Origin of the sequence: Promicromonospora sukumoe 327MFSha3.1 (assembly GCF_000385135.1) — a bacterium.
GTDB lineage: Bacteria > Actinomycetota > Actinomycetes > Actinomycetales > Cellulomonadaceae > Promicromonospora > Promicromonospora sukumoe_B.
This window is the reverse complement of sequence record NZ_ARQM01000001.1, coordinates 123,556-145,298: the sequence shown is the minus strand read 5'-3', so window position 1 is coordinate 145,298 and position 21,743 is coordinate 123,556. Positions and strand designations below refer to the sequence as shown.

The window sequence follows — 21,743 nt, the reverse complement described above, 5'->3', positions numbered from 1 at the left end:
CCACGCCTTACGACGCCGACGGCGTCCGCGACCGGGAGTCCGGGCGCCCGTCGGCCTCCGACGTCGCGCGGGACCGCCTCGCGGCCCTGCGTCCGCCGAGCCGCGAGGCGCTGCCCGGGACGCTCGCGTCCCAGGCCCGGGCGATGCCGAGGTGCCGCAGGTGGGCGTCGGTCACCGTGACGCCGTCGGGCCCTATCCAGTGCTCCAGGCCGAACCGCTCGTCGGTCGCTGCGTCCCAGCGCCGCATGAACGGCGTGCCGTTGTCGGTGATGACCACCGAGCCGTAGGTCGCGGGCAGCGGCTCGGCCGGCAGGTGGATCACCGTGTAGACCCCGGCGAGGTCGGACGGCCCGACGGACGACACGCTGTACCAGTTGCCGTCCTTGTCCCGCTGGATCGCGTACCCGCTCGCGTCGAGGGCGACGCTCAGGTGCGGCAGGTCGGCGTCGAGAAGCTCCTGGCTGTTCTGGTACACGGTGCCGACCTGTGCTGCCTGGGTCATCGCGGAGTTCTCCTTGGCGTCGGAACGGGGATATTCACCCATCCAAGCGGATTAGTCGCGATTTGGCTGGTCTAGTTGAGATTTACGGGTGCGTGAGGTCGCACACCCTGGTTCTTCGGCCGTCCAGGGTGCAGAGTGGAGGGAATCCAGTCGACGGGACAGGCGTGAACGAGACCCAGCCTCAGCCCTCGCCGGACGCGGTCGAGGCCGCACTGGCGCCAGGCCACCGTGTGCCCGTGGGCCGCTACCGGCTCGATCTCGCCACGGGCCGCTGGGCCTGGTCGGACGAGGTGTTCGCGATGCACGGCTTCAGCCCGGGCGAGGTGGTGCCCACGACGGAGCTGGTGCTCGCCCACAAGCATCCGGACGACCGGGACCGCGTGGACCACGTGCTGCGGATCGCGGCCGCGACCGGCCAGCCGTTCAGCTCCGTGCACCGCATCATCGACGCCCAGAGCCGCACCAGGACGCTCGCGGTCACCGGGCAGGCCAAGCGCGACGCCTCGGGCACCATCATCGAGCTCGCCGGGTACTTCATCGACGTGACCGCCCCCAGCCACGAGCAGGCCCAGCGCGAGGCGTCGGCCTCCATCCGCGCGTCCGCGGAGAGCCGGGCGTCCATCGAGCAGGCCAAGGGCGTCCTCATGGTCAGCTTCGGCGAGGCGGACGACGAGGCGTTCGCCCGGCTGCGGGAGGCGTCCAACCGGCTCAACGTGCCGGTGCGGGACCTCGCCGCCCCCCGAGCAGGTCGCGGCGTTCCTCGCCGCCCAGGTGGGCGGCGAGGAGCCGAGCTGATCAGCCGACGAGCCGGAAGATCGGGAACTCGCGCCCCTCCGCGGTCTTCTCGTACTCCGCGAACCCGGCCGAGAACTCCTTGAACCGGGCCCACATGGCGTCGCGCGCCTCGCCGGACAGCTCCTCGACCTTGGTCCGGACGGTCTCGACGGGCTCGCCCGGCACCTCGATGTCCACCTGCTCGGCCCGGCGCAGGCCGTAGACCCACGCGGGGTTCTTGGGCGAGCCGCCGGCGCTCGCCACGATGTACCGGGCGCCGTCCTCCTGGATCGCGGCGAGCGGAGCGATGCGGATGCTGCCGTCCTTGCGCGGCACGTGCACGAGCACGAGCCCCTTGCCGAACCGCATGGGTTCGTTGACCTCGCCGCCGTTGGCGCGGAAGGTGTCGACGATCTGCTGGTTGAAGTCCATGCCCGGGGCAACGCGGCCGGGGTGGGCGGCATTCCACGAGGTCACGGGCCAGTTCGGGACCAGGTCTTGCGTAACGATATATCTTTGATCTATCTTTGGAGCGTCGGTTGAGCCACGCGTTCCCGACCGGCAGGACGAACGAGACGCCGTAGTGCGCGAGATCGCGCACCGCCTCGCCCCGCCGCTACACGTAGGAGACAGATCATGCGTACACACGACAACCACTCACAGGACCCCGGTTCCTCCGGCCGCCGCGGCGGACGCCGCCGCGGCTTCCTGCCCACGTTCGAGGGCCCGATGTTCGGCCCCGTCTACGCGATGGCCGGCGGGCCCGGCCCGGACTTCGGCCCCCGCGACTTCGGCCCGGGCTTCGGTCCTGGCGGAGGCCCTCGCGGCTTCGGTCCCCGCGGCCCCCACGGCGGCGGACGCCGTGGCTCCCGCGGCCCGCGCCGCGCCGGCCGCGGTGAGATCCGCGCCGCGATCCTGCTGCTCCTCGCCGAGCAGCCGATGCACGGGTACCAGATCATCGGCGAGCTGGCCGACCGGACAGACGGTCGCTGGCGCCCCAGCGCGGGCGCCGTCTACCCGGCGCTGTCGCTGCTCGCCGACGAGGGCCTCGTGGTCCTCTCCGAGGACGGCGGCCGCAAGCTCGCCACGCTGACCGACGAGGGCACCGCCTACGTCGAGCAGCACAAGGACGAGCTCGGTACCCCGTGGGAGCAGGTCGGGCACGGCCACGGCCGCGAGCTGCGGCACGAGGTCCGCGCCCTGGCCGACGCCGTCGAGCAGGTCGCCCGCACCGGCACGCCCGAGCAGGTGGCCGCGGTCACGAAGCTGCTCGAGAAGGCACGCCGCGAGGTCTACCTGACCCTCGCGGGCGAGGCGCCGACGTCGGAGGCCTGACCGACACCCGACATGTCAGACGCCCAGGTCACTCCGGTGACCTGGGCGTCTGACATGTGGGCGGGGTCTCGACAAGCTCGACCAGCGGCGGGCGGCTCAACCGGCGGCGCGGGGTCAGCCCACCAGGTCGCCCGCGTGCCGGACCACCGGCGCCGCGCCGCTCACTGCCGCGGCGACCGCCTCCGCGCGCGCCGGGTCGGCACCCGAGACCCGCAGGGTGACCGACTCCCCCGGCAGCAGCGTGACGAGCGCGTCGCTCGTGGCGGCCCCGGCGTCGAGCCGGTCGGCGTGCAGGGTCAGGTCGCGCACGAACGTGTCGCTGGTGACCGTCACCTCGACGTCGCCGTCGGGCAGGGGCTTGGTCACGACGTCGAGCCGCGGGCTCGGGTAGGCGAGGTCGCGGTCCACGGTGAAGTACCGCCAGGCCCGGGCCGCGCCGTCGACGTCGGCCACGAGGAGCTCGGCGGCGGCATCGCCGGGCTGCGCGAGGTCCGGGCCGAGGGCCACGGTCGTGCTCGCCACGGAGCCGACGTCGAACGTGACCGCCTGCTCGGCGAGCACCCGGCCGTCCAGGCCCAGGCGCCGCACCGTGGCCGACCCCGACCACTCCTCGCCGGCGTCGTTGACCAGCACGAGCGCCAGCCCCTCGCCACGCGGCTGGATCGTGGCGAGCCGCGGGGCGAAGGCCGCGCGCACCGCGAACCAGGCGGGCCGGCGGCGTCCGGCGGAGTCGACGACGGCCCAGGACGCGACCGGCCAGCAGTCGTTGAGCTGCCACACGATCGAGCCCATGTTCAGCGGCCGCAGCGAGCGGAAGTGCTCGATCGCGAACGTCAGGGCGCGGGCCTGGTTGAGCTGCATGGCCCAGTGCCAGTCGGCCATGTCCGTGGGCTCGTCGAAGTACGGCGCCAGGCCGCGGGCCAGCTTGAGCGAGCCGTCGACCGCCTTCTGGTGGTGCAGCACGCCCTCCGAGTCGGGGCGCAGCGGGTCGTCGTGCACGGCGTCCGTCAGGGTGCGCCAGGCGGGCGGGCCCTGCCAGCCGAACTCCGAGACGAACCGCGCCCGGTCCTGGAGGAACACCTGGTAGCCCTGCTCGTTCCAGCCGTCCCACAGGTGCACCACGCCGCGCGAGCGGTCGTTCGAGTACACCTCGGGCGTGCCCGAGTAGGGGCTGCCCGGCCAGTAGAAGGCGTGCGGGCTGACCTCGACCACCACCTGCGGCAGCACCTCGAGGTAGTACCGCTCGCCCCAGGGCCGGTCGCCGAGGCGCTCCTTCCAGCCCCAGTCGTCCCAGCCGAGCCAGTTCTCGTTGTTGCCGTTCCAGATGGCCAGCGAGGGGTGCGACATCAGGCGCACCACGTTCTCGCGCGCCTCGGCCGCGACCTCCTCGAGCATCCACTCGTGCTCCGGGTACGGCGCGCACGCGAAGGCGAAGTCCTGCCAGACGAGGAACCCGAGCTCGTCGCACTGCGCGTAGAAGTCGTCGGACTCGTACAGGCCGCCGCCCCACACGCGCAGGATGTTGGCGTTCGCCTCGGCGGCGTCGCGCAGGCGGGCGGCGACGTCGTCGTGCGTGACGCGGTGCGGGAAGCAGTCGTCCGGGATCCAGTTGAAGCCCAGCGCCGCGACGGGACGCCCGTTGACCACGAACGCGAACGACTCGCCGTCCGCGTCCGCCTCGCGGCGCACCTCGACGGACCGGAAGCCGACCCGCCGGTCGTCGGCGTCGAGCGCCTCGCCCGTGACGCGGTCGAGCAACCGCACCTCGACGTCGTGCAGGGGCTGCGCCCCGGAGCCGCGCGGCCACCACAGGTCGTCGTGCCCGATCGGCACCTCGACCACGAGCCGCGCCGACGTCTCCGCGGCGGGCACGACGACGCTCTGGGTCACGCCCGCGACCGACACGACCAGCTCGGCGTCGTGCGCCGTCGTCGTGCGTTCGAGCTCGACGCCCACCTCGACGACGCCGCGCCAGCCGGCGGCGCCCTGCTCGGCGCGCACCTCCACGCGGGTCTCGGCCAGCCGCGCTACGGACCACGACTCGATGCGCACCGGGCGCCAGATGCCGGCGGTGACCAGGGTCGGGCCCCAGTCCCAGCCGAAGTTGCAGGCCATCTTGCGGATGTGCGCCGACGGCGAGTCGAACGCGCGCCGCGCCTCGTCGTCCAGGGCGTCGAACGGGCCCCAGGGCGAGTCGAACACCACGGCGACGTCGGCGGCGTCGGCCGAGTCCAGGGGCACCCGGTACGAGCGGAACATGTTGCGGGTGCGCAGGCGCTCGACGCCGTCCACGAGCACCGTGGCGAGCGTGTCCAGCCCGTCGAGCACGAGGTCGGTGCGCTCGGCCGGTGTCGTGGCGGGCAGCGTCGCCTGGTAGCGCCAGCCCGAGCGGCCGATCCACGGGGTCAGCAGCTCGTTGCGGTCGTGGTACGGGTCCTCGATGAGGCCGGCGGCCAGCAGGTCGGTGTGGACCGTGCCGGGCACCGTGGCGGGGACGGGGAGCTGGGCGAGGACCGCGGCGTCGGCGTCGGCCGCGGCCGTCTCGACGTGCAGGGTCCAGGGTCCGGGCGCGGCGGTGCGCGTGAGCATGAGAGCCACCAGGGGTGTCGGAGCGGGCGGAGCGAGACGAGCGTCCAAGAGTTTCTTTCCGTTGTCAAGCAACTACGTCCGGACCCTTGCGCACGGGGGCTGGGCTGTGGTTATTTGATCGCGTCAAGAAATGACGGGGCCCGCCGGGCCCCGTCGCGCGCTGGAACAGTGCCGTTCCGCACGTCGCCACTGCGCATCCTCGTAAAGGATGGAGAGCACCTTCCATGACAAGCCCCCGACGCCTGCTCCGGCAGGCGCTGTGCGGACTCGCCGCCGTCGGCCTCCTGGTCGCCGGCACCGCCGGCCCCGCGAGCGCCGCGGACCCGGCGCCCACTCCCCCGCCTCCCGTGCCCCGCGTCGAGCCCGGCGACCTCGCCACGGCGCCGTACATGGGCTGGAGCAGCTTCAGCATGCAGGTCTACAGCGGCGACGGCCGCTGGATCGACGCCGACCAGCTCATCGCCCAGTCCGACGCCATGCACACCAAGCTGCAGCGCTTCGGCTACGACCGCATCAACGTGGACGCGGGCTGGAACGACGGCTTCGACGAGTTCGGCCGGCCCAAGCCCAGCACCTCGCTGTACCCGGACGGTTTGCAGGCCGTGATCGACCACGTGCACGACAACGGGCAGAAGTTCGGGCTGTACTTCATCCCGGGCATCGGCCCGGAGGTCTACGAGGCCGACCTGCCGGTGTGGAACGCGCCGGGCTGCACCACGGGCGACATCGTCAAGCAGCCGCTCACCAAGGCCGACTACTGGGGCATCGGCTGGGCGCTCGACTTCGACAACCCCTGCACCACCAAGTACATCGACTCCATCGGCGCCCTGCTGGGCGACTGGGGCGTGGACTTCGTCAAGTTCGACAGCGTGACCCCGGGCTCGGGCATCGGCGACCTGTCGCTCGACGCCCGCCGCGACGTGGCGGCCTGGTCGGACGCGCTGCACAGCCGCGACATCTGGTTCGAGCTGTCCTGGGCGCTCGACCCGCGCTACGCCGACTACTGGCGCGAGAAGGCCGACGGCTGGCGCCTCGACTGGGACGTCGAGTGCTACTGCGAGAACGAGGCCCTGACGACCTGGCCCAACATCGCGCGCCTCTTCCCCAAGGCCGAGCAGTGGTGGCGGTACACCGGCCCGGGCGGGTTCGGCGACCTCGACTCGCTCAACGTGGGCAACGGCCGCATGGACGGCCTGACGCAGGACGAGCGCCGCACGGCGACCAGCCTCTGGGCCATCTCCGCGGCCCCGATGTACACCGGCAACGACCTCACCCAGCTCGACACCTTCGGGCTCGGCCTGCTGACCAACGAGGAGGTCATCGCGATCAACCAGGCCGCGATCCCGGCCCGGCCGGTCTCGACCGCGGGCAAGCGGCAGGTCTGGTACTCGCTGCAGGACGACGGCAGCTACGTGGTCGGCCTGTTCAACCTCGGCTCGACCGACGCCGACGTCACGGCGCGCTGGGCGGACCTCGGGCTCGGTGACGGCCGGCACAAGGTGCGCGACGTGTGGGCGAAGAAGAACCTCGGCTCCTTCACGGACGGGTTCACGGCCACCGACGTGCCGCCGCACGGCGTGCGCCTGCTGCGCGTGACGCCCGCCGGCGCGGCCACCTCGACGGTGAACGACGACGCCATCCAGGTCGGCTACGGCGGCGACTGGGCGCGCAACGGCAACGAGGAGGTCGCGGCGACGTCGCAGGACCTGGCCGTGACCGTGGTGCCCGACGGCGAGGAGCCGCCCGCCCCGGGCGACACCGGCAAGCGGGTCGCGAAGCTGAACGACGACGCGTCCGAGATCTCGTACTCCGGGAGCTGGAGCCACAGCACGGGCCGCGGCCTGGGCGACCACGAGGACGACGTGCACTGGACGGAGAAGGACGGCGACGCCTTCGAGCTGACCTTCCGGGGCACGGGCGTGTCCTACGTGACCGAGCGCGACGAGTCGCAGGGCGAGGTCGCGGTCTACCTGGACGGCGAGCTCGTCGACACGGTCGACGCGTCGCTGCCGGCCGGGACGCCGCGCGAGAGCCAGGCGGTCGTGTGGTCCACGACGGACCTCGAGAACGGCGAGCACACGCTGCGCGTGGAGAAGAAGAACGGCCGGTTCATGCTGCTCGACCGGGTCGACGTCGAGCAGGAGAACCTGGTGACGCCGAACGCGATCGTGGTGCCCGACGAGCAGGCCGAGGCGACGACCGTCGAGCTCGGCCGCGACCCGGGCGAGCTCACGGCGGTCCGGCACGGCGACACCGTGCTGCGCAAGGGCACCGACTGGACCGCCGACGGGCAGTCGGTCGCGCTGTCGGCGGAGCTCCTGACGGCGCTGCCCGCGGGCGACACGGCGCTGACCTTCGCGTTCCGGGGTGACGGCGGCGACGACGTGCACGCCGCGCGCGGCGAGGCGTGGACCGATCTCACGTTCACCGGCACCGGCGTCACGTGGATCGCGCCGACGGCGCCCGACCAGGGCCCCGTGCACGTCTACGTCGACGGCGTGCTCAAGAAGACGGTCGACACGAGCACGGCCGCGCGCCGCACCCAGCAGGAGCTGTTCTCGGTCTCCGGCCTCAAGCGCGGCAGCCACCGCGTCGTGGTGGTGAACGGGTCCGACGCCCCGGTCCGGAGCGACGGCTTCCGCTTCACGCGCTAGCACCTGTCAGACGCTCAGATCCCTGGAGGGATCTGAGCGTCTGACACGTTCACTCTGCCGTCAGCTCCAGCACCAGGCCCGACGCCGGCTGCAGCACCGGCAGCGTCACCCCGGCCGACGCCAGGACGGCGCCCGGCGCCCGGAAGCCCCCGGCGCGCCGGGCGTGCTCGAGCCACGCGGGCTCCCGGCCGTGCACGGCGGTGGGGCCGAACGCGTCCGGCACGCGCACCACGTAGTCCCGGTCCCGGTCGAGGCCCGGGAAGGGCACCCGGGCCACCTGCGGCCCGGCCGAGCTGGCCAGCCGCACCCACGCGAACAGCGCGCGGGTACGGTCCTCGGACACGGTGCCGTGCAGCAGCGTCTGCTCGTCGGCGAGGTCGGCGTGCACGCGCACGCCCCCGTGCAGCAGGTCCCGCCGGGACTTCACGAACGCGGCCCACTGGGTGAGCCGCACCATCTCGTCCTCGGTGCAGCCCGTGATGTCCCACTCGATCCCCGGCGCGGCGAACGCCGCCGTCACCAGCCGGAACGACAGGTCGGTGACCCGGTTCGTGGTGTGCGCCCGCGCCGCGCCGACGTGCGAGCCCAGCAGCTCCGGCGGCAGCAGCACCTCGCTCCAGCGCTGGATCTGCTGACGCTCCACGGGGTCGTTGCAGTCCGAGGTCCACACCCGTTCGGTGTGGTCCAGGATGCCGAGGTCCACACGCCCGCCGCCGGCCGAGCAGCTCTCGATCTCCAGCGCCGGGTGCCGCTCGTGCAGCTCGTCGAGCAGGGCGTACAGCGCCAGCGTCTGCCGCCGCACCCCCGGCCGGTCCCCGGCGGCGCCGCCACGGATCACGGCCTCGAGCAGGTCCCGGTTGTGGTCCCACTTGATGTAGTCGATGCCGTAGCGCTCCACGAGCGCCGAGATCGCGTCCAGCAGGTACGCGTACGCGTCGGGGTGGGCGACGTCGAGCACGTACTGGTTGCGGAAGCTCGTCCCCACCCCGGCCGACGGCGCCAGCAGCCACTCGGGGTGCTCGCGCGCCAGGTCGGAGTTCAGGCTGACCATCTCGGGCTCGAACCACAGCCCGAACTCCAGGCCCGCCGCGCGCACCCGCGAGACGAAGGGGTCCAGCCCGTCGGGCCAGACGGCGGTCTCGACCTGCCAGTCGCCGAGGCCCGCCGTGTCGTCGCGGCGCCCCCGGAACCAGCCGTCGTCGAGCACGATGCGCTCCACGCCCACCCGGGCGGCGCGGTCCACGAGCTCGGTCAGGCGGCCCAGGTCGTGGTCGAAGTAGACGGCCTCCCACGTGTTGAGCACGAGCGGCTGCGGGCGCCGCCGCGGACGGCGCGCGCGGGTGCGGCGGTGGAACCGGTCGGCGACGCCGTCCAGCCCCGCGTCCGACCACGCGAACAGCACGTCGGGGGTCGTGTAGCTCTCCCCCGCGGCCAGCCGCACCTCGCCGGCGCGCAGCAGCTCGCCGCCGCCGAGCACGGCCGCGTGCGCGCCCGCGCCCTCGGACAGGCGCTGCACGATCCAGCGCTGGTCGCCGCTCCACGCCACGTGGGCCGCCCACACCTCGCCCGACCGGTGGCCGAACCCGGGCGTGCCCGCCGCGACCAGGTACGGCGAGTCCGCCCCCGGCTTGCCCCGGCGCACCTCGCGCACGTGGTCGCCGTCCACCAGCGGGAGGCGCTGCGGCTGCCGCTCCCGGCTCCAGCGCCCGCTGAAGTCGAGCACCTCGGTCGCGCGGGCCGGGAGGGGCAGGAGCGCCGCGACGTGCGACAGGTCGTAGACCTCGCGCCCCGCGCCGCTCGCGCCGCCCTCGGCCCCCGGCGTCACGGTCCACCGCACCCGCAGGACGCCCGTCGCCTCCAGCTCCACCTCGGCCGTGAGCGCGAGGTCCGCGACCGGCTCGCGCACGTCCAGGCGCACCGTGCCCCCGGCGCCGTCGGCCGGGACCTCGACGTCCGCCGCCACGAGCTCGGGACGCGGCGTCGTCGCCGTCCCGGCGCGGTGGCCCTCGATGCCCGGCAGACCCGCCCAGGCGTCCCGCTCGACCGGCAGGAGCGTGACCGCACGGGGCGTCTCCGGCGAGTTGGCGACCCGCGCGGTGGCCCCGGACTCGCGCAGCGCGTCCACACCCTCGGGGCCGAGGTCACCGAGGTCCGCGCCCCAGTGCAGCACCTGGGGCATCACGCCCACGAGATCGAGCACGAGCGACACTCCGGCCGCGCGCAGCACCGCGTATCCATCACCAGCAGACATCTTCACCACCCCGAATCGACTTTCTTGACAGCGGAAACTTAGTCGCCCTACGCTTTCGGCGGCAAGCGAGGTGCCCACCTCCTGCAGCTCGACGACGAGGGATGAGGCCGATGGCGATCTCCACCACCACCCCGGCACGCGGACGAACCGCGACCGGGCGTGACCACAAGACCGGGCCGGCGCGCCGCACCGGCTCGCCCGCCCACCGCGGCGACGCGCGCCTCGCCTGGGTCCTGATCGCACCCGCCGTCATCGGGTTCCTCGCGTTCGCCGCCTACCCCACCCTGCGCGGCATCTACCTGAGCTTCACCGACTTCCGGGTGCTCACCCCGCCGCAGTGGACCGGCCTCGACAACCTGAAGCGCCTGGTGGCCGACGAGGTCTTCTGGCACTCGCTCGGCGTCACGGCCTACTTCGTGGTCCTGTCGGTCGTGATCGGCATGGCCCTCTCGGTCACGACGGCCGTGGTGCTGCACCGGCTGACGGCGTCGACCGCGCTCCGGGGAATCATCATCCTCCCGTTCCTCATCTCGGGGGTCGTCGCGGCCACCACATGGTCCTGGATGCTCGACGCCCAGCTCGGCATCGTGAACATCGCGATCCGCCAGCTCGGCCTCGACCCCGTCTTCTTCCTGGGCTCCAGCAAGTGGGCCATCCCCACGATCGCGCTGATCAGCGTCTGGAAGGGCATGGGATACAACGCGATCATCGTGTTCGCGGGCCTGCAGACCATCCCGCCGACCGTCTACGAGGCCGGCCGGATCGACGGCGCCAACGAGATGCAGATGTTCCGCCGCCTCACGCTCCCGCTGCTGCGTCCCGTGCTGGCGATGGTGCTGGTGCTGACGGTGATCGGCTCGTTCCAGGTGTTCGACCTCGTGGCCGTGACCACGCAGGGCGGCCCGGCCCGCGCGTCGAACGTGCTGCAGCTCTACATCTACGACAAGGCGTTCGGCCAGTTCGAGTTCGGCTACGCCGCGACCATGTCGCTCGCGCTGTTCGCGATGCTCATCACCATCACCTTCCTGCAGATGCGCCTGCTGCGCGCCGACGAGTCCGACACGAACTGAGGAACACGCATGTCCGCATCTGCTACCGTCTCCGGGCCCCGCCGCCGTTTCAGCGTGGGCCGCGCCGTCGCCTGGACCTACCTCGGCGGGGTCGTGCTGGTCACGATCTTCCCGTTCTACTGGATCCTGCGGACGTCGTTCTCGAACAACTACTCGCTGATCACGCACCCGTCGTCGCTGCTGCCGGTGGACTTCACGCTCGGCGCGTTCCGCCGGGTGCTCGGCATCGCCACGTCGGCCGAGTCCCTGGCCGAGGGCGGCTCGGGCGCCAGCATCAACATCCTGCACTTCGCGATGAACTCGCTGATCTTCGCGACGCTCTCGACCGTCCTGGTCGTGTTCTTCTCGCTGATCGCCGCCTACGCGTTCGCCCGCCTGCAGTGGCCCGGCCGGGACCTGGTGTTCTCCGTGCTGCTCACGGCGCTCATGGTGCCGGGCATCCTGACGCTGCTGCCGAACTTCGTGCTGATCAAGGACCTGGGCCTGCTCAACACGTTCGGCGGGCTGATCCTGCCGGGGGCGCTGTTCTCGGCGTTCAACATCTTCTTCCTGCGGCAGTTCATGCTCGGCCTGAGCGGCGAGATCGAGGAGGCCGCGCTGATCGACGGCGCCAGCCGCCTGCGCGTGCTGTTCCAGATCACGCTGCCCATGACGTCCGGCCCCGTGACCACCCTGTCGATCCTGGGCTTCATCGGCGCGTGGAACGACTACTTCTGGCCGCTCCTGGTGACCAGCGACGACAGCGTCCGGCCGCTCACGCTCGCCCTGGCCGTGTTCAAGCAGTCCTCGCCGCAGGCCGCCCCCGACTGGGCCGGCCTCATGGCGGCGACGCTGGTCGCGGCCCTGCCGATGCTGGTGCTGTTCCTCGCGTTCGGCCGCCGGATCGTCGACTCCATCGGCTTCTCGGGGCTCAAGTGACCACCGCACCCCGCCCCGTGCGCCTGCGCTGGACCGGCCCCGCCGCCCGCTGGACCGAGGCCACGCCCATCGGCGACGGCGCGATCGGCGGCATGGTCTTCGGCGACGCCCGCGGCCGCATCGGCCTCAACGACTCGACGCTGTGGTCGGGCACCCCGGACGGCCCGCGCCGCGCGCTCGACGCGGTCCTGGCCGGCGGCGCCGGACCCGAGCGGCTCGCCGAGGTGCGCGCCGCCGTCGCCCGGCAGGACGACGACGAGGTCGAGCTCCTGCTGCGCACCTTCGAGGGCCCGTGGAGCCAGGAGTTCCTGCCGCTCGGCCACCTCGACCTGGACCTCGGCCCGGCGGCGCTGACCGACTACGAGCGCGTGCTCGACCTCTCCCGCGCCGTGGTCGACGAGTCCTTCCTGCTCGACGGCGTGCGCGTGCGCCGCAGCAGCTGGGTCGGCGCGGCCGACGGCGCCCTCGTCGTCGAGCTCACGGCCGACGCCCCGGTCTCGGCCGTGCTGCGCCTGCGCTCGCCCCTGCGGGTCGCGGGCACGGACGTGCGGCTGCCGGACGGCGGCACCGCGGGTCTGGGCCTGATCGTCGAGGCGCCGGTCGACGGCGCGCCGGGGCACGAGCCGGACGCCGAGGCCCATGTCTGGGGAACGGACGGGGCCGGCTTCGACCCGGCGGCGGCCGTGGCAGTGGCCGTGCGCACTGACGGTGCCGTGACAGCCGACGAGGACGCCCATGACATGGCGATCACCGACGCCCGCCGCGTGCTCCTGGCCGTCACGACCGAGACCAACGCCCGCCGCTGGTGGCGGCACGAGCCGTCCGCCACGCGCGCCGAGCTCGCCGAGCGTGCCGCCGCGCACGCCGCCGAGGTCGTCGCGTCCGACGCCGGCGACCTCCGCGCCCGGCACGAGGCCGACGCGGGAGCCCTCCTGGGCCGGTCCGTCCTGGAGCTCGGTGACAGCGCTGACGCCACCCCGGTCGACGTCGCCGCCCTCCTCGCGGACGCCGACGACCGCGCCCTGGCCCCCGTGCTCTACGCCTACGGCCGGTACCTGCTGGTCTCGTCGTCGCGGCCCGGTTCGCCGCCCGCCAACCTGCAGGGCATCTGGAACGAGTCGATGCGCCCGCCGTGGTCGTCGAACTACACGATCAACATCAACACCCAGATGAACTACTGGCTGGCCGAGCGCACCGGCCTGGGCGAGCTGCACGCCCCGCTGCTCGACCTGCTGGAGCGCGTGGCCGAGACCGGCACCGCCGTGGCGCACGCCCTGTACGGCGCGCGCGGCTGGGTGGCGCACCACAACACCGACCCGTGGGGCTGGGCGCTGCCCGTCGGCGCGGGCCACGGGGCGACGTCCTGGGCGTTCTGGCCGATGGGCGGCCTCTGGCTCGCCGACCACGCCTGGCAGCGCTGGGAGTACGGGCGCGACCGCGACGAGCTGGCCGGGCGGGTGCTGCCGCTGCTGCTCGGCGCGAGCGCCTTCGCGCTCGACTGGCTGGTGGCCGACGCCGACGGCGTGCTCGGCACGTCGCCGTCGACCTCGCCCGAGAACTCGTTCCGGCGCGCGGACGGGTCGACGGGTTCGGTGTCGACGTCGTCCGCGATGGACCTGACCCTGATCCGGACCACGTTCGAGCGCACGCTCGCCGCGGCGGAGGCCGCGGGCGCCGTCGACGAGCCGCTGCTGGCCGAGATCCGCGCCGCCCTCCCCCGCCTGGCCCCGCTGCGTGTGGCCGACGACGGCACCGTGGCCGAGTGGGGCGAGGACGGCACCTCGACCGACCCGCACCACCGGCACCTGTCGCACCTGGTCGGGCTCTACCCGCTCACCGCGATCGACGTGGAGCGCACCCCGGAGCTGGCCGCGGCCGCGCGCCGCACGCTCGACGTGCGCGGTCCGGGCGCCATGGGCTGGTCGTGGTCGTGGAAGATCGCCCTGCGGGCCCGGCTGGGCGACGGCGACGTCGCGCGCGACCTGCTGCGTGAGGCATCCCGCCCCTACCTCGACGACCCCGACGTCGACTCGCCCGTGGACGGCTCCGAGTGGGGCGGCCTGCTGCCCAACCTGTTCTCGACGCACCCGCCGTTCCAGATCGACGGCAACTACGGGCTGGCCGCCGCGATCGCGGAGCTGCTGGTCGGCGCCGGGGCGGGCACGCCCGAGGACCCGCTGCGCCTGCTGCCGGCCCTGCCCGCGGCCTGGCCCGACGGCCGGATCACCGGCATCCGCACGCGCGGCGGTGTCGCGGTGGACCTCGCCTGGCGCGCCGGGCGCCCTGCCACGCTCCGCCTGCACGACGCAGTCGGGGGTGGCGCGCGCGACGTCGTCGTCACCTTCGGCGGGCGCACGCACACGCTGCCCGCCGACGGCGCCGAGGTCGCGGACCTGTTCGGGGACCTCTCATGACCACCGCGGACCCCCGCGAGGCCGCGCTCCGTTCGTACCGCTCCACCCAGGACCTGCCGGACGACTTCGCGAGCTTCTGGCGCGACACGCTGCAGGGGGCCCGCCGGTTCGACACCCCGCCGGCCGTGACCCCGGTGGCCACGCCCCTGGACGCCGTCGAGGTGTTCGACGTGACCTTCCCCGGGTTCGGCGGCGACCCGGTGCGCGCCTGGCTGCGCCTGCCCCGGCACCGCGACGGCCGCCTGCCCGCCGTCGTCCACTTCACGGGGTACGGCGCCGGACGCGGGCACGCGATCGACGACCTGACCTGGGCGGCGGCGGGCTACGCCCACCTGGTCATGGACACCCGCGGCCAGGGCGACGGGTCGACGCCGGACGGGCCGTGGGGCGACAGCACGGGCTACGTCACGCGCGGCCTGGGCGACGCGGCGGGCTACTACTACCGGCGCGTGTTCACCGACGCGGCCCGCGCGGTCGACGCCGTCCGGCTGCTGCCCGGCGTGGACCCCGACCGCGTGGCGGTGCTCGGCAACAGCCAGGGCGCCGGGATCGCGCTGGCCGCGGGCTACCTCGCCCCCGGCGTGGCCGCGGTGCTCGCGCAGGCCCCGTTCCTCGCGGACCTGCCGGGCGCGCTGACGCTCAGCCGCAACGGCCCCTACCGCGAGCTGGCCGACCTGCTGGCCCGGGACCGGGCGCGCCGCGAACGCGCGCTGGCCACGCTGCGCCACTTCGACGTCGTGAACTTCGCCCGCCTGGCCCACGCGCCCGCGTGGTTCTCCGCCGGGCTCGACGACGACATCACTCCCCCCGAAACCGTGTTCGCCGCGCACAACGAGTACGCGGCCGCGCACGACATCGCCGTCTGGCCGGTCAACGGCCATGACGCCGGCGGCAGCCTCGACCGGCAGGGCGCGCTCGACGTGCTCGGCCGTGTGCTCGAGGGCGCCGTCGGCCACCTCAACCCATCCGGTCCCTTGATCGAAGAGGAATCATGAAATCGAAGCAGATGCTGGGCATCGTCGCCGCAGCCGCCGTCACTCTGTCGCTGGCCGCCTGCGCGGGCGGCTCGGACGGCGGGGCCGCCGAGGAGGGCGCTCACGCGGGCACCGTCAACTGGTGGACCTGGGACGAGAAGCAGGCCGAGTCGTACAAGACCTGCCTGCCCGCCTTCCAGGAGAAGTACCCGGACATCACGGTCAACATCACGCAGTACGCGGTGGACGACTACTTCACCAAGCTGACCGCCGGATTCGTGGCCGGCAACGCGCCGGACGCGTTCCAGAACAGCGTGGAGTTCCTCGACTCGTACGCCAAGCAGGGCCAGCTCGAGCCGCTCGACGACTACATCGCCGAGTCGGACTACGACCTGGGCGTGTTCAACGTGGGCGTCCCGGCGTTCACGTACACGGACGACAAGCAGTACGCGCTGCCCCTCGACTGGGCCGGCTCCGCGTTCTACTACAACAAGGACATGCTGAAGGACGCCGGCCTCACCGAGGACGACGTCACGAACATGACCTGGAACCCGGAGGACGGCGGCACCTTCGACGAGGTCGTGTCGCACCTGACCGTCGACGAGAACGGCAAGCGCGGCGACGAGAAGGGCTTCGACAAGGACAAGGTCAAGGTCTACGGCATCGGGGCCCTCGGCACGAACGACTACCTGGGCCAGACCACCTGGTACCAGTTCGCCGCCGCGACCGACTGGACCATGCGCGAGCCCGCGGCGTGGCCCACGTCCTTCGCGTTCGCCGACCCGACGTTCGTCGAGACCATGGACTACCTGCGCGGCCTGTCCGACCGTGGCCTGGCCCCGAAGTTCGGCCAGTTCACCGTCGGTGACACCGAGCAGCTCGGCTCCGGCTCGGTCGCGATGATCTCCGGCGGCTCGTGGTCGGCCACGACGTTCGCGAAGCTGCCCGACATGTCGGTCGGCATCGCGCCCAACGTGCTCGGCCCGGACGGCGAGACGCGCGTGGTCATGAGCAACTCCAACGGCAACATGCTGTGGTCGGGCAGCAAGGTCAAGCAGGCGGCCTGGGACTGGATCTCGTTCATGGGCACGGCCGAGTGCCAGGAGAGCGCCGCGCTCACCTCGGGCTCGTTCTTCCCGTCGATCCCCTCGGCCATGGAGGCCCTGGCCGCGGACCAGCTCGAGAAGGGCGTCGACCTGAGCGTCTTCGTGGACTACTCGAAGAACGAGCAGCTCGAGCCGTCGCTGGCCTACCGCAACGGCGCCGAGCTCAAGTCGGAGCTGCAGCCCCTGTTCGAGGCGTACTACAGCCACCAGCGTGACGACGACGTGTGGCAGGAGGCCGCGGACAAGGCCCAGGAGATCCTGTCCAAGCAGTAGTCACCCCCCGGTCCGGGCGCGACGCCGCACGCGTCGCGCCCGGACCCGAAGGCGAGGTCCTTGCATGAGCCCCCTGGTCGCCCGAACCCCGGCGCTGCGCACGGCGACGTCGGCGGAGATCTTCACGCGCATCATCACGCACGGTCCGGTCAGCCGGATCGAGATCGGCCGCCTCACCGGGCTCTCGCAGGCCAAGGTGACCAAGACCGTGAGCCCGCTGATCCGCGACGGCTTCGTGACCGTGGGCGAGCACGCCGAGAGCTCCTCGCCCGGCCGGCCCGTCTACCCCCTGAGCGTGGTGCCGCGCTCGATGCTCGCGATCGGCGTCAAGGTCAACGCCGACGAGATCGTGGCCGTCGCCGTGAGCATCGGCAACGAGGTGCTCACCTCCACCCGGCGGCCCCTTGAGCGGCACGATCCGGAGACGGTCACGGCCGAGATCGTGCGCTGCGCGCGCCGGCTCGTGGACAAGCTCGGGGACAGCGCGGAGCGGCTCGTGGGCATCGGCGTCTCGGTGTCCGGCGACATCGACTCGGGCTCCGGCGTCGTGCGCCACTCCCCGCTGCTCGGCTGGGCCAACGTGCCCCTGGGGGCCACGGTCGCGCGGGAGGTCGACCTGCCGGTCGTGGTCGAGAACGACGTGCGGGCGCTCGCGAGGTCCGAGCAGTGGTTCGGGCTCGGCGTCGAGGCGGAGAGCTTCGCCATCGTCACCATCGGCGCGGGCATCGGCTGCGGCATCTACGTCAACCGCGACGTCGTGGTCGGGGCGCACGGCGTCGTCGGCGAGATCGGCCACCTGCCGCTGGCCTCCCCCGACGCGAGATGCGTGTGCGGACGCCGCGGCTGCGTCGAGGCGGTGGCGTCCTCGGGCGCCATCCGCGACGCCGTCCGCGCCGGGCACGGCGACCCCGCGCTCACGCTCGCGGACGCGGTGGCCCTGGCCCACGCCGGCGACCGGACCGCCGTCGACGCGTTCGACCGGGCGGGCACCGCCATCGGGGCGGCGCTCGCCGTGACCGCGAACCTGGTGGACCCCGAGGTGGTGGTCATCGCGGGCGAGGGCGTCATGGAGTACGACCTGTACGAGCGCCGCATCCGCGAGGAGTTCGCCGCGCACGCGTTCGGCGCGGCGGCGAACTGCCGCCTGGTGGTGCGGCGGCACACGTTCATCGACTGGGCCTGCGGCGCGGCCGTGGCGGCGTTCCGGGAGGCGCTGCGGCCTGTCGGCTGAGGGGTTACTCAGGGAAGACGCAGAACTCGTTGCTCTCGGGGTCGGTCATGACCACCCAGTTCTCGTGCCGGCCGATCTCGGATGCTCCGGCCGCGACCAGGCGCGCCACCTCGGCGTCCCGGTCGGGGGCGCGGACGTCGAGGTGCACCCGGTTCTTGACCGACTTGGGCTCGGGCACCGCGTTGAAGAAGAGACGCGGCGCCCCGGCCGGGCCCTCGACCAGCACGGACGGGTCGTCCTCCGGGTCGTGGACGCCGAGGGTGCGCAGCCGGGCCAGCTCCTCGTCGTCGTACGGGGCGACGGCGTAGCCGTCCAGCACGATCGCCCAGAACCGGGCCAGGGACGCGGGGTGGCGGCAGTCGAACACCACGTCGTGAAGTCTCGCCATGGGGCCACCGTAGGGGCGTGGGCGGCTTTGTCGAGGACGTTCGGGCGGGAAGTGCTGAGGGGTCGGTGATTCTGTCCGCTGGGAGCGGGTGGTGGTGGGCGGGAGGTGGTGGGCGGGTGGTGGTGGGCGGGTGGTGGTGGGCGGCGGGCGGCGCCGCCCGGCTGGTGCAAACGGCGGGTGGGTGCGGGCGTTCGTGCGGTTCCTGCAAGCGCGACGAGCGTCTGGCGCGATCGACGAGACGGGCGAGCAGATTCTGGTCGCTGACCGTCCAATTCCTGGCTTGTCCACAGGGCGAGCAGCCGGATTCTGCTATCGGCAGATCGGGTCGATTCAGCGAGCGGTGCGTACGTGTGTGCCATATTTTGATGGCATGACGCGAACGGGTGAGGTACCAGGACGAGCAGGCAAGCAGCCTGCTCGATCGGTGCTGCCCGGCAACGGACCGAGACTGCCTCGCGGGTCGGTGCTGCCCGGCGGCGCCGAGGAGTCGGGTGTCGCGGGTGCGTCCGGTGCTGCAGGTGCGTCGGGTGCTGCAGGTGCGTTCGGTGCCGCGGGCCCGTCCAGGCCTGGCGGAGCCGTCGACGTAGCGGGCGTGCGTGCGGTGCGTGAGGCCCTCGCAGGCATGATCTTGCCTGGTGCCACTGACATCGAGTCCGGGAGTGCGGGTGTTCCGGGTGCTGTGCAGGCCGAGTGGGTCGACCTGCTCGGTGAACTCGAGGCCGTCAAGAACGCGATCACCGCTACCCAGGCGCGACTCACGGTCGCGCTCGACGAGACGACACGTGCCGATGAGGCGCGGCAGAGCATCCGCTCTGAGCGGCGTGGGCGGGGTGTCCCCAACCAGGTCGCTGCCGCCCTTCGAGTGAGCCCGCATGCGGGTGCCGGGTTCGTGTCCACGTCGCGGGTCTGGGTGACGCAGATGCCGCACACGTTCGCCGCCCTTCAGGCCGGGGTGCTGTCCCAGTGGCGGGCCACCCTCCTGGTCCGGGAGACCTCGCACCTTTCGTTGGAGCACCGTGCCCTGATCGACGAGGAGATCTGCGGGCCTGCGCACCTGGCCGAGCTGGCCCGGATGAGCACCCGTCGGCTGATCGCCCGGATCAAGGAACTCGCCGCCCAGCTGGACGTGCATGCCTGCGTGAAGCGCAACGCGAAGGCCGTCTCGGAGCGGCGGGTCTCGATCCGCCCGGCACCCGACCTCATGGTCTACCTCACCGCCCTGGTCCCGATGGCACAGGGCGTCCAGGCCTACGCCCAGCTCAAAGCAACCGCCGACGCCACGAAGGCCACGGGTGACGAGCGTGGAGTGGGCCAGATCATGGCCGACACCCTCATCGAACGCGTCACCACCCGTGAACCCGGGCAGGCGAACGATGTCCCGGTCACGATCAACCTGCTCGTCTCCGACGACACCCTCCTCGCCGGCGGCAACCAGCCCGCCATAGTCGTCGAGGGAGCACCGGCCGGGGCGGGCGTCGTGCCGGCACCGGTCGCCCGCAACCTTGCCGCCCATGCGATCGACACGGACACGGCGTGGCTGCGGAGCATCTACGTCAACCCGCACGGCCGCCTCCTGGCCACGACATCCACATCCCGGTTCCACCCCCAGGGCCTCGCAGCGCTGTTGCGGGCCCGGGAGCAGGGCATCTGCGCCACCGCCTGGTGCGACGCGCCCATCCGGCACACCGACCACGTCACCCCGCACGCGGAGGGTGGCGCGACCAGCCTCGACAACGGCCAGGGCCTGTGTGCCCGGTGCAATCACGCGAAGCAAGCCCCCGGCTGGTCGCAGAAGTCCACCCAGCTCAACGGCCTCCACGCCGTCGAGACGGTCACCCCGACCGGGCACACCTACGTCTCGGTCGCGCCCACACCACCGACACCCGCCAGGACCGGCAACACGACACCCAGGCGTGACGTGTCCTCCGTTCATGAAGCGTCCTCGGTTCGTGCCACTGGCATAGCCAATGAGGTGACACCGGTCGCGGGCTCTAACGAGCTCGGTGACGGCAACACGTTGGCAGACCGGCCGGCACCCGTCGCAGATTCCGAGACGCCCGGTGACACGCCGGCAACTGCTGCGTCGGGACCGCCCCTCGACCCCGACCAGGCCGAGAACCCCGCAACGGCGGCTCTCGCGTCGGCGACCGGAGAGCCCGACCACGTTCCGGACCCCACGCCAACCCGCGACCGCACCGCGACCCCGCCCTGGACCCCCGCGGTCGGCATGACCGGCCCCGCGCCCGGCCACACCCCACGCAGCCGCTACTCGATCGGCTGCCAGACCACACCCGGCCACGGCACGATCCCCTACCGACCGAGCCCACCACCCCGCCAACCGAGCCCAGCCCCCCAACCACTCCTCCGGCCAGCGAGCCGGGTACCCGGCCGAGCCCGCGCCCGATCAAGCCGACCCGACCTCTCCTGGACCCACCCCGCCTGACACATCACAGACACCACCAGGCCGCGTTGCTCAACGGATCTGGGTCTCGGTGGGTCGTGCCTCGTGTCGCGTCATCGTCGATGCTTCGTCTCTCTGCCCGACGCTTTCGCGGCTGTAGGTTGTCAGCGTGTCGCCGAGGAGCGACCGGCAACACGCGGCCGGCGATGGTCCGGTGGAAAACGGAAGAGGATGGCACGTGCTCACGGAGTACCAGCAGCGGTTGCGGGAGAAGTATCTGTCAGCTCCGCTGACCGGGCCACCCGAGCCGTGGCAGCCGACGGGCGCGACGGGATCCTACGTATCCGTCGGCGGCCTGCAAGGGGTCGGATTCGGGGTGCATCCAGCGACTGGTGATGACCTGTTGATGATCGTCTCCACGGATGGCCTCGGACTGCTGGACGCGACCACGGGAGCGAAGATCGCCCGCGAGCGCCACCCCAACCCGCAGGTAGCGACGCCGGATGGGCCAGATCTGGCGTGCCCGGGTATCGGCGCCTTGACGGGCACCCGAGTCATGATCGCCGGGTTGTTCGGTGGTGGCCTGCACACGACCACGGCGGACGGGTGGAGCATCGACGTCGTCGCCCCGGAGTGGCCCCATCGACGGGTCATACTGTCGGCGGGCGGCGGCCTCAACGCTGGCGAGCCGGCGACGTCGTGGTGGCACGTCTTCGACGATCAGCAGCATGGAGAGCTCCGCGCGGCGGGGTTCTCTCCGTCGGGCAGGACGCTGGTGGTGGCCACCAGCAGCGATGTGACTCTGTGGGTCAGATCGAACGCTCAAGGCCCGGCCGGCCCATCGACCTAGGCGACGCTCAGTG

Annotated in this window: 16 protein-coding genes; 11 read left to right on the top strand and 5 right to left on the bottom strand. The window is 72.6% G+C overall.

Features of this window, described 5'->3' with window-relative positions; genetic code table 11:
• Positions 1-7: 7 nt before the first annotated feature.
• Complete coding sequence (locus H291_RS0100620; protein WP_020013036.1) at positions 8-502, bottom strand: hypothetical protein; 495 nt, start codon at positions 500-502, stop codon at positions 8-10.
• A 164-nt stretch (positions 503-666) separates the two neighbouring features.
• Here H291_RS0100620 and H291_RS33115 point away from each other — a divergent pair, with 164 nt between their 5' ends.
• Positions 667-1,380, top strand: coding sequence for a PAS and ANTAR domain-containing protein (locus tag H291_RS33115; RefSeq protein ID WP_084467551.1), 714 nt, complete (start codon positions 667-669; stop codon positions 1,378-1,380).
• Here H291_RS33115 and H291_RS0100610 read toward each other — a convergent pair.
• Positions 1,298-1,753, bottom strand: a complete 456-nt coding sequence (locus H291_RS0100610) for a nitroreductase/quinone reductase family protein (RefSeq protein WP_198012373.1) — start codon at positions 1,751-1,753, stop codon at positions 1,298-1,300. The genes H291_RS33115 and H291_RS0100610 overlap by 83 nt on opposite strands.
• Before the next feature lie 159 nt (positions 1,754-1,912).
• Between H291_RS0100610 and H291_RS0100605 the strand changes: the two genes are divergently transcribed.
• On the top strand, positions 1,913-2,611 hold the full coding sequence (locus H291_RS0100605) for a PadR family transcriptional regulator (protein ID WP_020013033.1): 699 nt from the start codon (positions 1,913-1,915) through the stop codon (positions 2,609-2,611).
• A 114-nt stretch (positions 2,612-2,725) separates the two neighbouring features.
• Here the strand turns inward: H291_RS0100605 and H291_RS0100600 are convergent, their stop codons facing one another.
• Positions 2,726-5,200, bottom strand: a complete 2,475-nt coding sequence (locus H291_RS0100600) for a glycoside hydrolase family 2 protein (RefSeq protein WP_020013032.1) — start codon at positions 5,198-5,200, stop codon at positions 2,726-2,728.
• Positions 5,201-5,424: 224 nt separating this feature from the next.
• Between H291_RS0100600 and H291_RS0100595 the strand changes: the two genes are divergently transcribed.
• On the top strand, positions 5,425-7,854 hold the full coding sequence (locus H291_RS0100595; RefSeq protein WP_020013031.1) for a X2-like carbohydrate binding domain-containing protein: 2,430 nt from the start codon (positions 5,425-5,427) through the stop codon (positions 7,852-7,854).
• A 49-nt stretch (positions 7,855-7,903) separates the two neighbouring features.
• Here the strand turns inward: H291_RS0100595 and H291_RS0100590 are convergent, their stop codons facing one another.
• Positions 7,904-10,105 (bottom strand): alpha-galactosidase, encoded by a 2,202-nt coding sequence (locus H291_RS0100590; RefSeq protein WP_026365242.1) that lies wholly within the window; start codon positions 10,103-10,105, stop codon positions 7,904-7,906.
• Between the two features lie 110 nt (positions 10,106-10,215).
• Between H291_RS0100590 and H291_RS0100585 the strand changes: the two genes are divergently transcribed.
• The 6 genes from H291_RS0100585 (at position 10,216) to H291_RS0100560 (ending at position 18,091) form a co-directional block, all read left to right on the top strand.
• Positions 10,216-11,175: a carbohydrate ABC transporter permease gene (locus H291_RS0100585; RefSeq protein WP_020013029.1), complete on the top strand. Its 960-nt coding sequence runs from the start codon at positions 10,216-10,218 to the stop codon at positions 11,173-11,175.
• 9 nt (positions 11,176-11,184) lie between these two features.
• Positions 11,185-12,093: a carbohydrate ABC transporter permease gene (locus H291_RS0100580; RefSeq protein ID WP_026365241.1), complete on the top strand. Its 909-nt coding sequence runs from the start codon at positions 11,185-11,187 to the stop codon at positions 12,091-12,093.
• Positions 12,090-14,507, top strand: coding sequence for a glycosyl hydrolase family 95 catalytic domain-containing protein (locus tag H291_RS28110; protein WP_020013027.1), 2,418 nt, complete (start codon positions 12,090-12,092; stop codon positions 14,505-14,507). The genes H291_RS0100580 and H291_RS28110 overlap by 4 nt, the downstream gene beginning before the upstream one ends.
• The gene (locus tag H291_RS0100570; protein WP_020013026.1) at positions 14,504-15,502 is read left to right on the top strand and encodes an acetylxylan esterase; all 999 of its coding nucleotides are present in this window, start codon (positions 14,504-14,506) and stop codon (positions 15,500-15,502) included. Before H291_RS28110 ends, H291_RS0100570 begins: the two co-directional genes overlap by 4 nt.
• Positions 15,499-16,860 carry an ABC transporter substrate-binding protein gene (locus H291_RS0100565; protein ID WP_198012372.1) on the top strand — a complete coding sequence of 454 codons (1,362 nt, stop codon included), beginning with the start codon at positions 15,499-15,501 and terminating at the stop codon, positions 16,858-16,860. Before H291_RS0100570 ends, H291_RS0100565 begins: the two co-directional genes overlap by 4 nt.
• 64 nt (positions 16,861-16,924) lie before the next feature.
• Entirely contained in the window at positions 16,925-18,091 is a 1,167-nt protein-coding gene (locus H291_RS0100560; RefSeq protein ID WP_020013024.1) for an ROK family protein, read from the top strand.
• 4 nt (positions 18,092-18,095) lie between these two features.
• On the opposite strand, the gene H291_RS0100555 is transcribed toward H291_RS0100560, so the two are convergent.
• Complete coding sequence (locus tag H291_RS0100555) at positions 18,096-18,479, bottom strand: VOC family protein (protein ID WP_026365240.1); 384 nt, start codon at positions 18,477-18,479, stop codon at positions 18,096-18,098.
• Positions 18,480-19,101: 622 nt separating this feature from the next.
• Between H291_RS0100555 and H291_RS28105 the strand changes: the two genes are divergently transcribed.
• On the top strand, positions 19,102-20,922 hold the full coding sequence (locus H291_RS28105) for an HNH endonuclease (protein WP_084467561.1): 1,821 nt from the start codon (positions 19,102-19,104) through the stop codon (positions 20,920-20,922).
• Positions 20,923-21,118: 196 nt separating this feature from the next.
• Complete coding sequence (locus tag H291_RS0100545; RefSeq protein WP_020013021.1) at positions 21,119-21,730, top strand: hypothetical protein; 612 nt, start codon at positions 21,119-21,121, stop codon at positions 21,728-21,730.
• The last annotated feature ends 13 nt before the right edge of the window (positions 21,731-21,743 follow it).

Excerpts from the sequence above, each read along its gene's own strand:
- H291_RS0100620 (WP_020013036.1), bottom strand. The coding sequence starts at position 502 with ATGACCCAGGCAGCACAGGTCGGCACCGTGTACCAGAACAGCCAGGAG.
- H291_RS0100605 (WP_020013033.1), top strand. The coding sequence starts at position 1,913 with ATGCGTACACACGACAACCACTCACAGGACCCCGGTTCCTCCGGCCGC.
- H291_RS0100600 (WP_020013032.1), bottom strand. The coding sequence starts at position 5,200 with ATGCTCACGCGCACCGCCGCGCCCGGACCCTGGACCCTGCACGTCGAG.
- H291_RS0100595 (WP_020013031.1), top strand. The coding sequence starts at position 5,425 with ATGACAAGCCCCCGACGCCTGCTCCGGCAGGCGCTGTGCGGACTCGCC.
- H291_RS0100590 (WP_026365242.1), bottom strand. The coding sequence starts at position 10,105 with ATGTCTGCTGGTGATGGATACGCGGTGCTGCGCGCGGCCGGAGTGTCG.
- H291_RS0100585 (WP_020013029.1), top strand. The coding sequence starts at position 10,216 with ATGGCGATCTCCACCACCACCCCGGCACGCGGACGAACCGCGACCGGG.
- H291_RS0100580 (WP_026365241.1), top strand. The coding sequence starts at position 11,185 with ATGTCCGCATCTGCTACCGTCTCCGGGCCCCGCCGCCGTTTCAGCGTG.
- H291_RS0100570 (WP_020013026.1), top strand. The coding sequence starts at position 14,504 with ATGACCACCGCGGACCCCCGCGAGGCCGCGCTCCGTTCGTACCGCTCC.
- H291_RS0100565 (WP_198012372.1), top strand. The coding sequence starts at position 15,499 with ATGAAATCGAAGCAGATGCTGGGCATCGTCGCCGCAGCCGCCGTCACT.
- H291_RS0100560 (WP_020013024.1), top strand. The coding sequence starts at position 16,925 with ATGAGCCCCCTGGTCGCCCGAACCCCGGCGCTGCGCACGGCGACGTCG.
- H291_RS0100555 (WP_026365240.1), bottom strand. The coding sequence starts at position 18,479 with ATGGCGAGACTTCACGACGTGGTGTTCGACTGCCGCCACCCCGCGTCC.
- H291_RS28105 (WP_084467561.1), top strand. The coding sequence starts at position 19,102 with ATGATCTTGCCTGGTGCCACTGACATCGAGTCCGGGAGTGCGGGTGTT.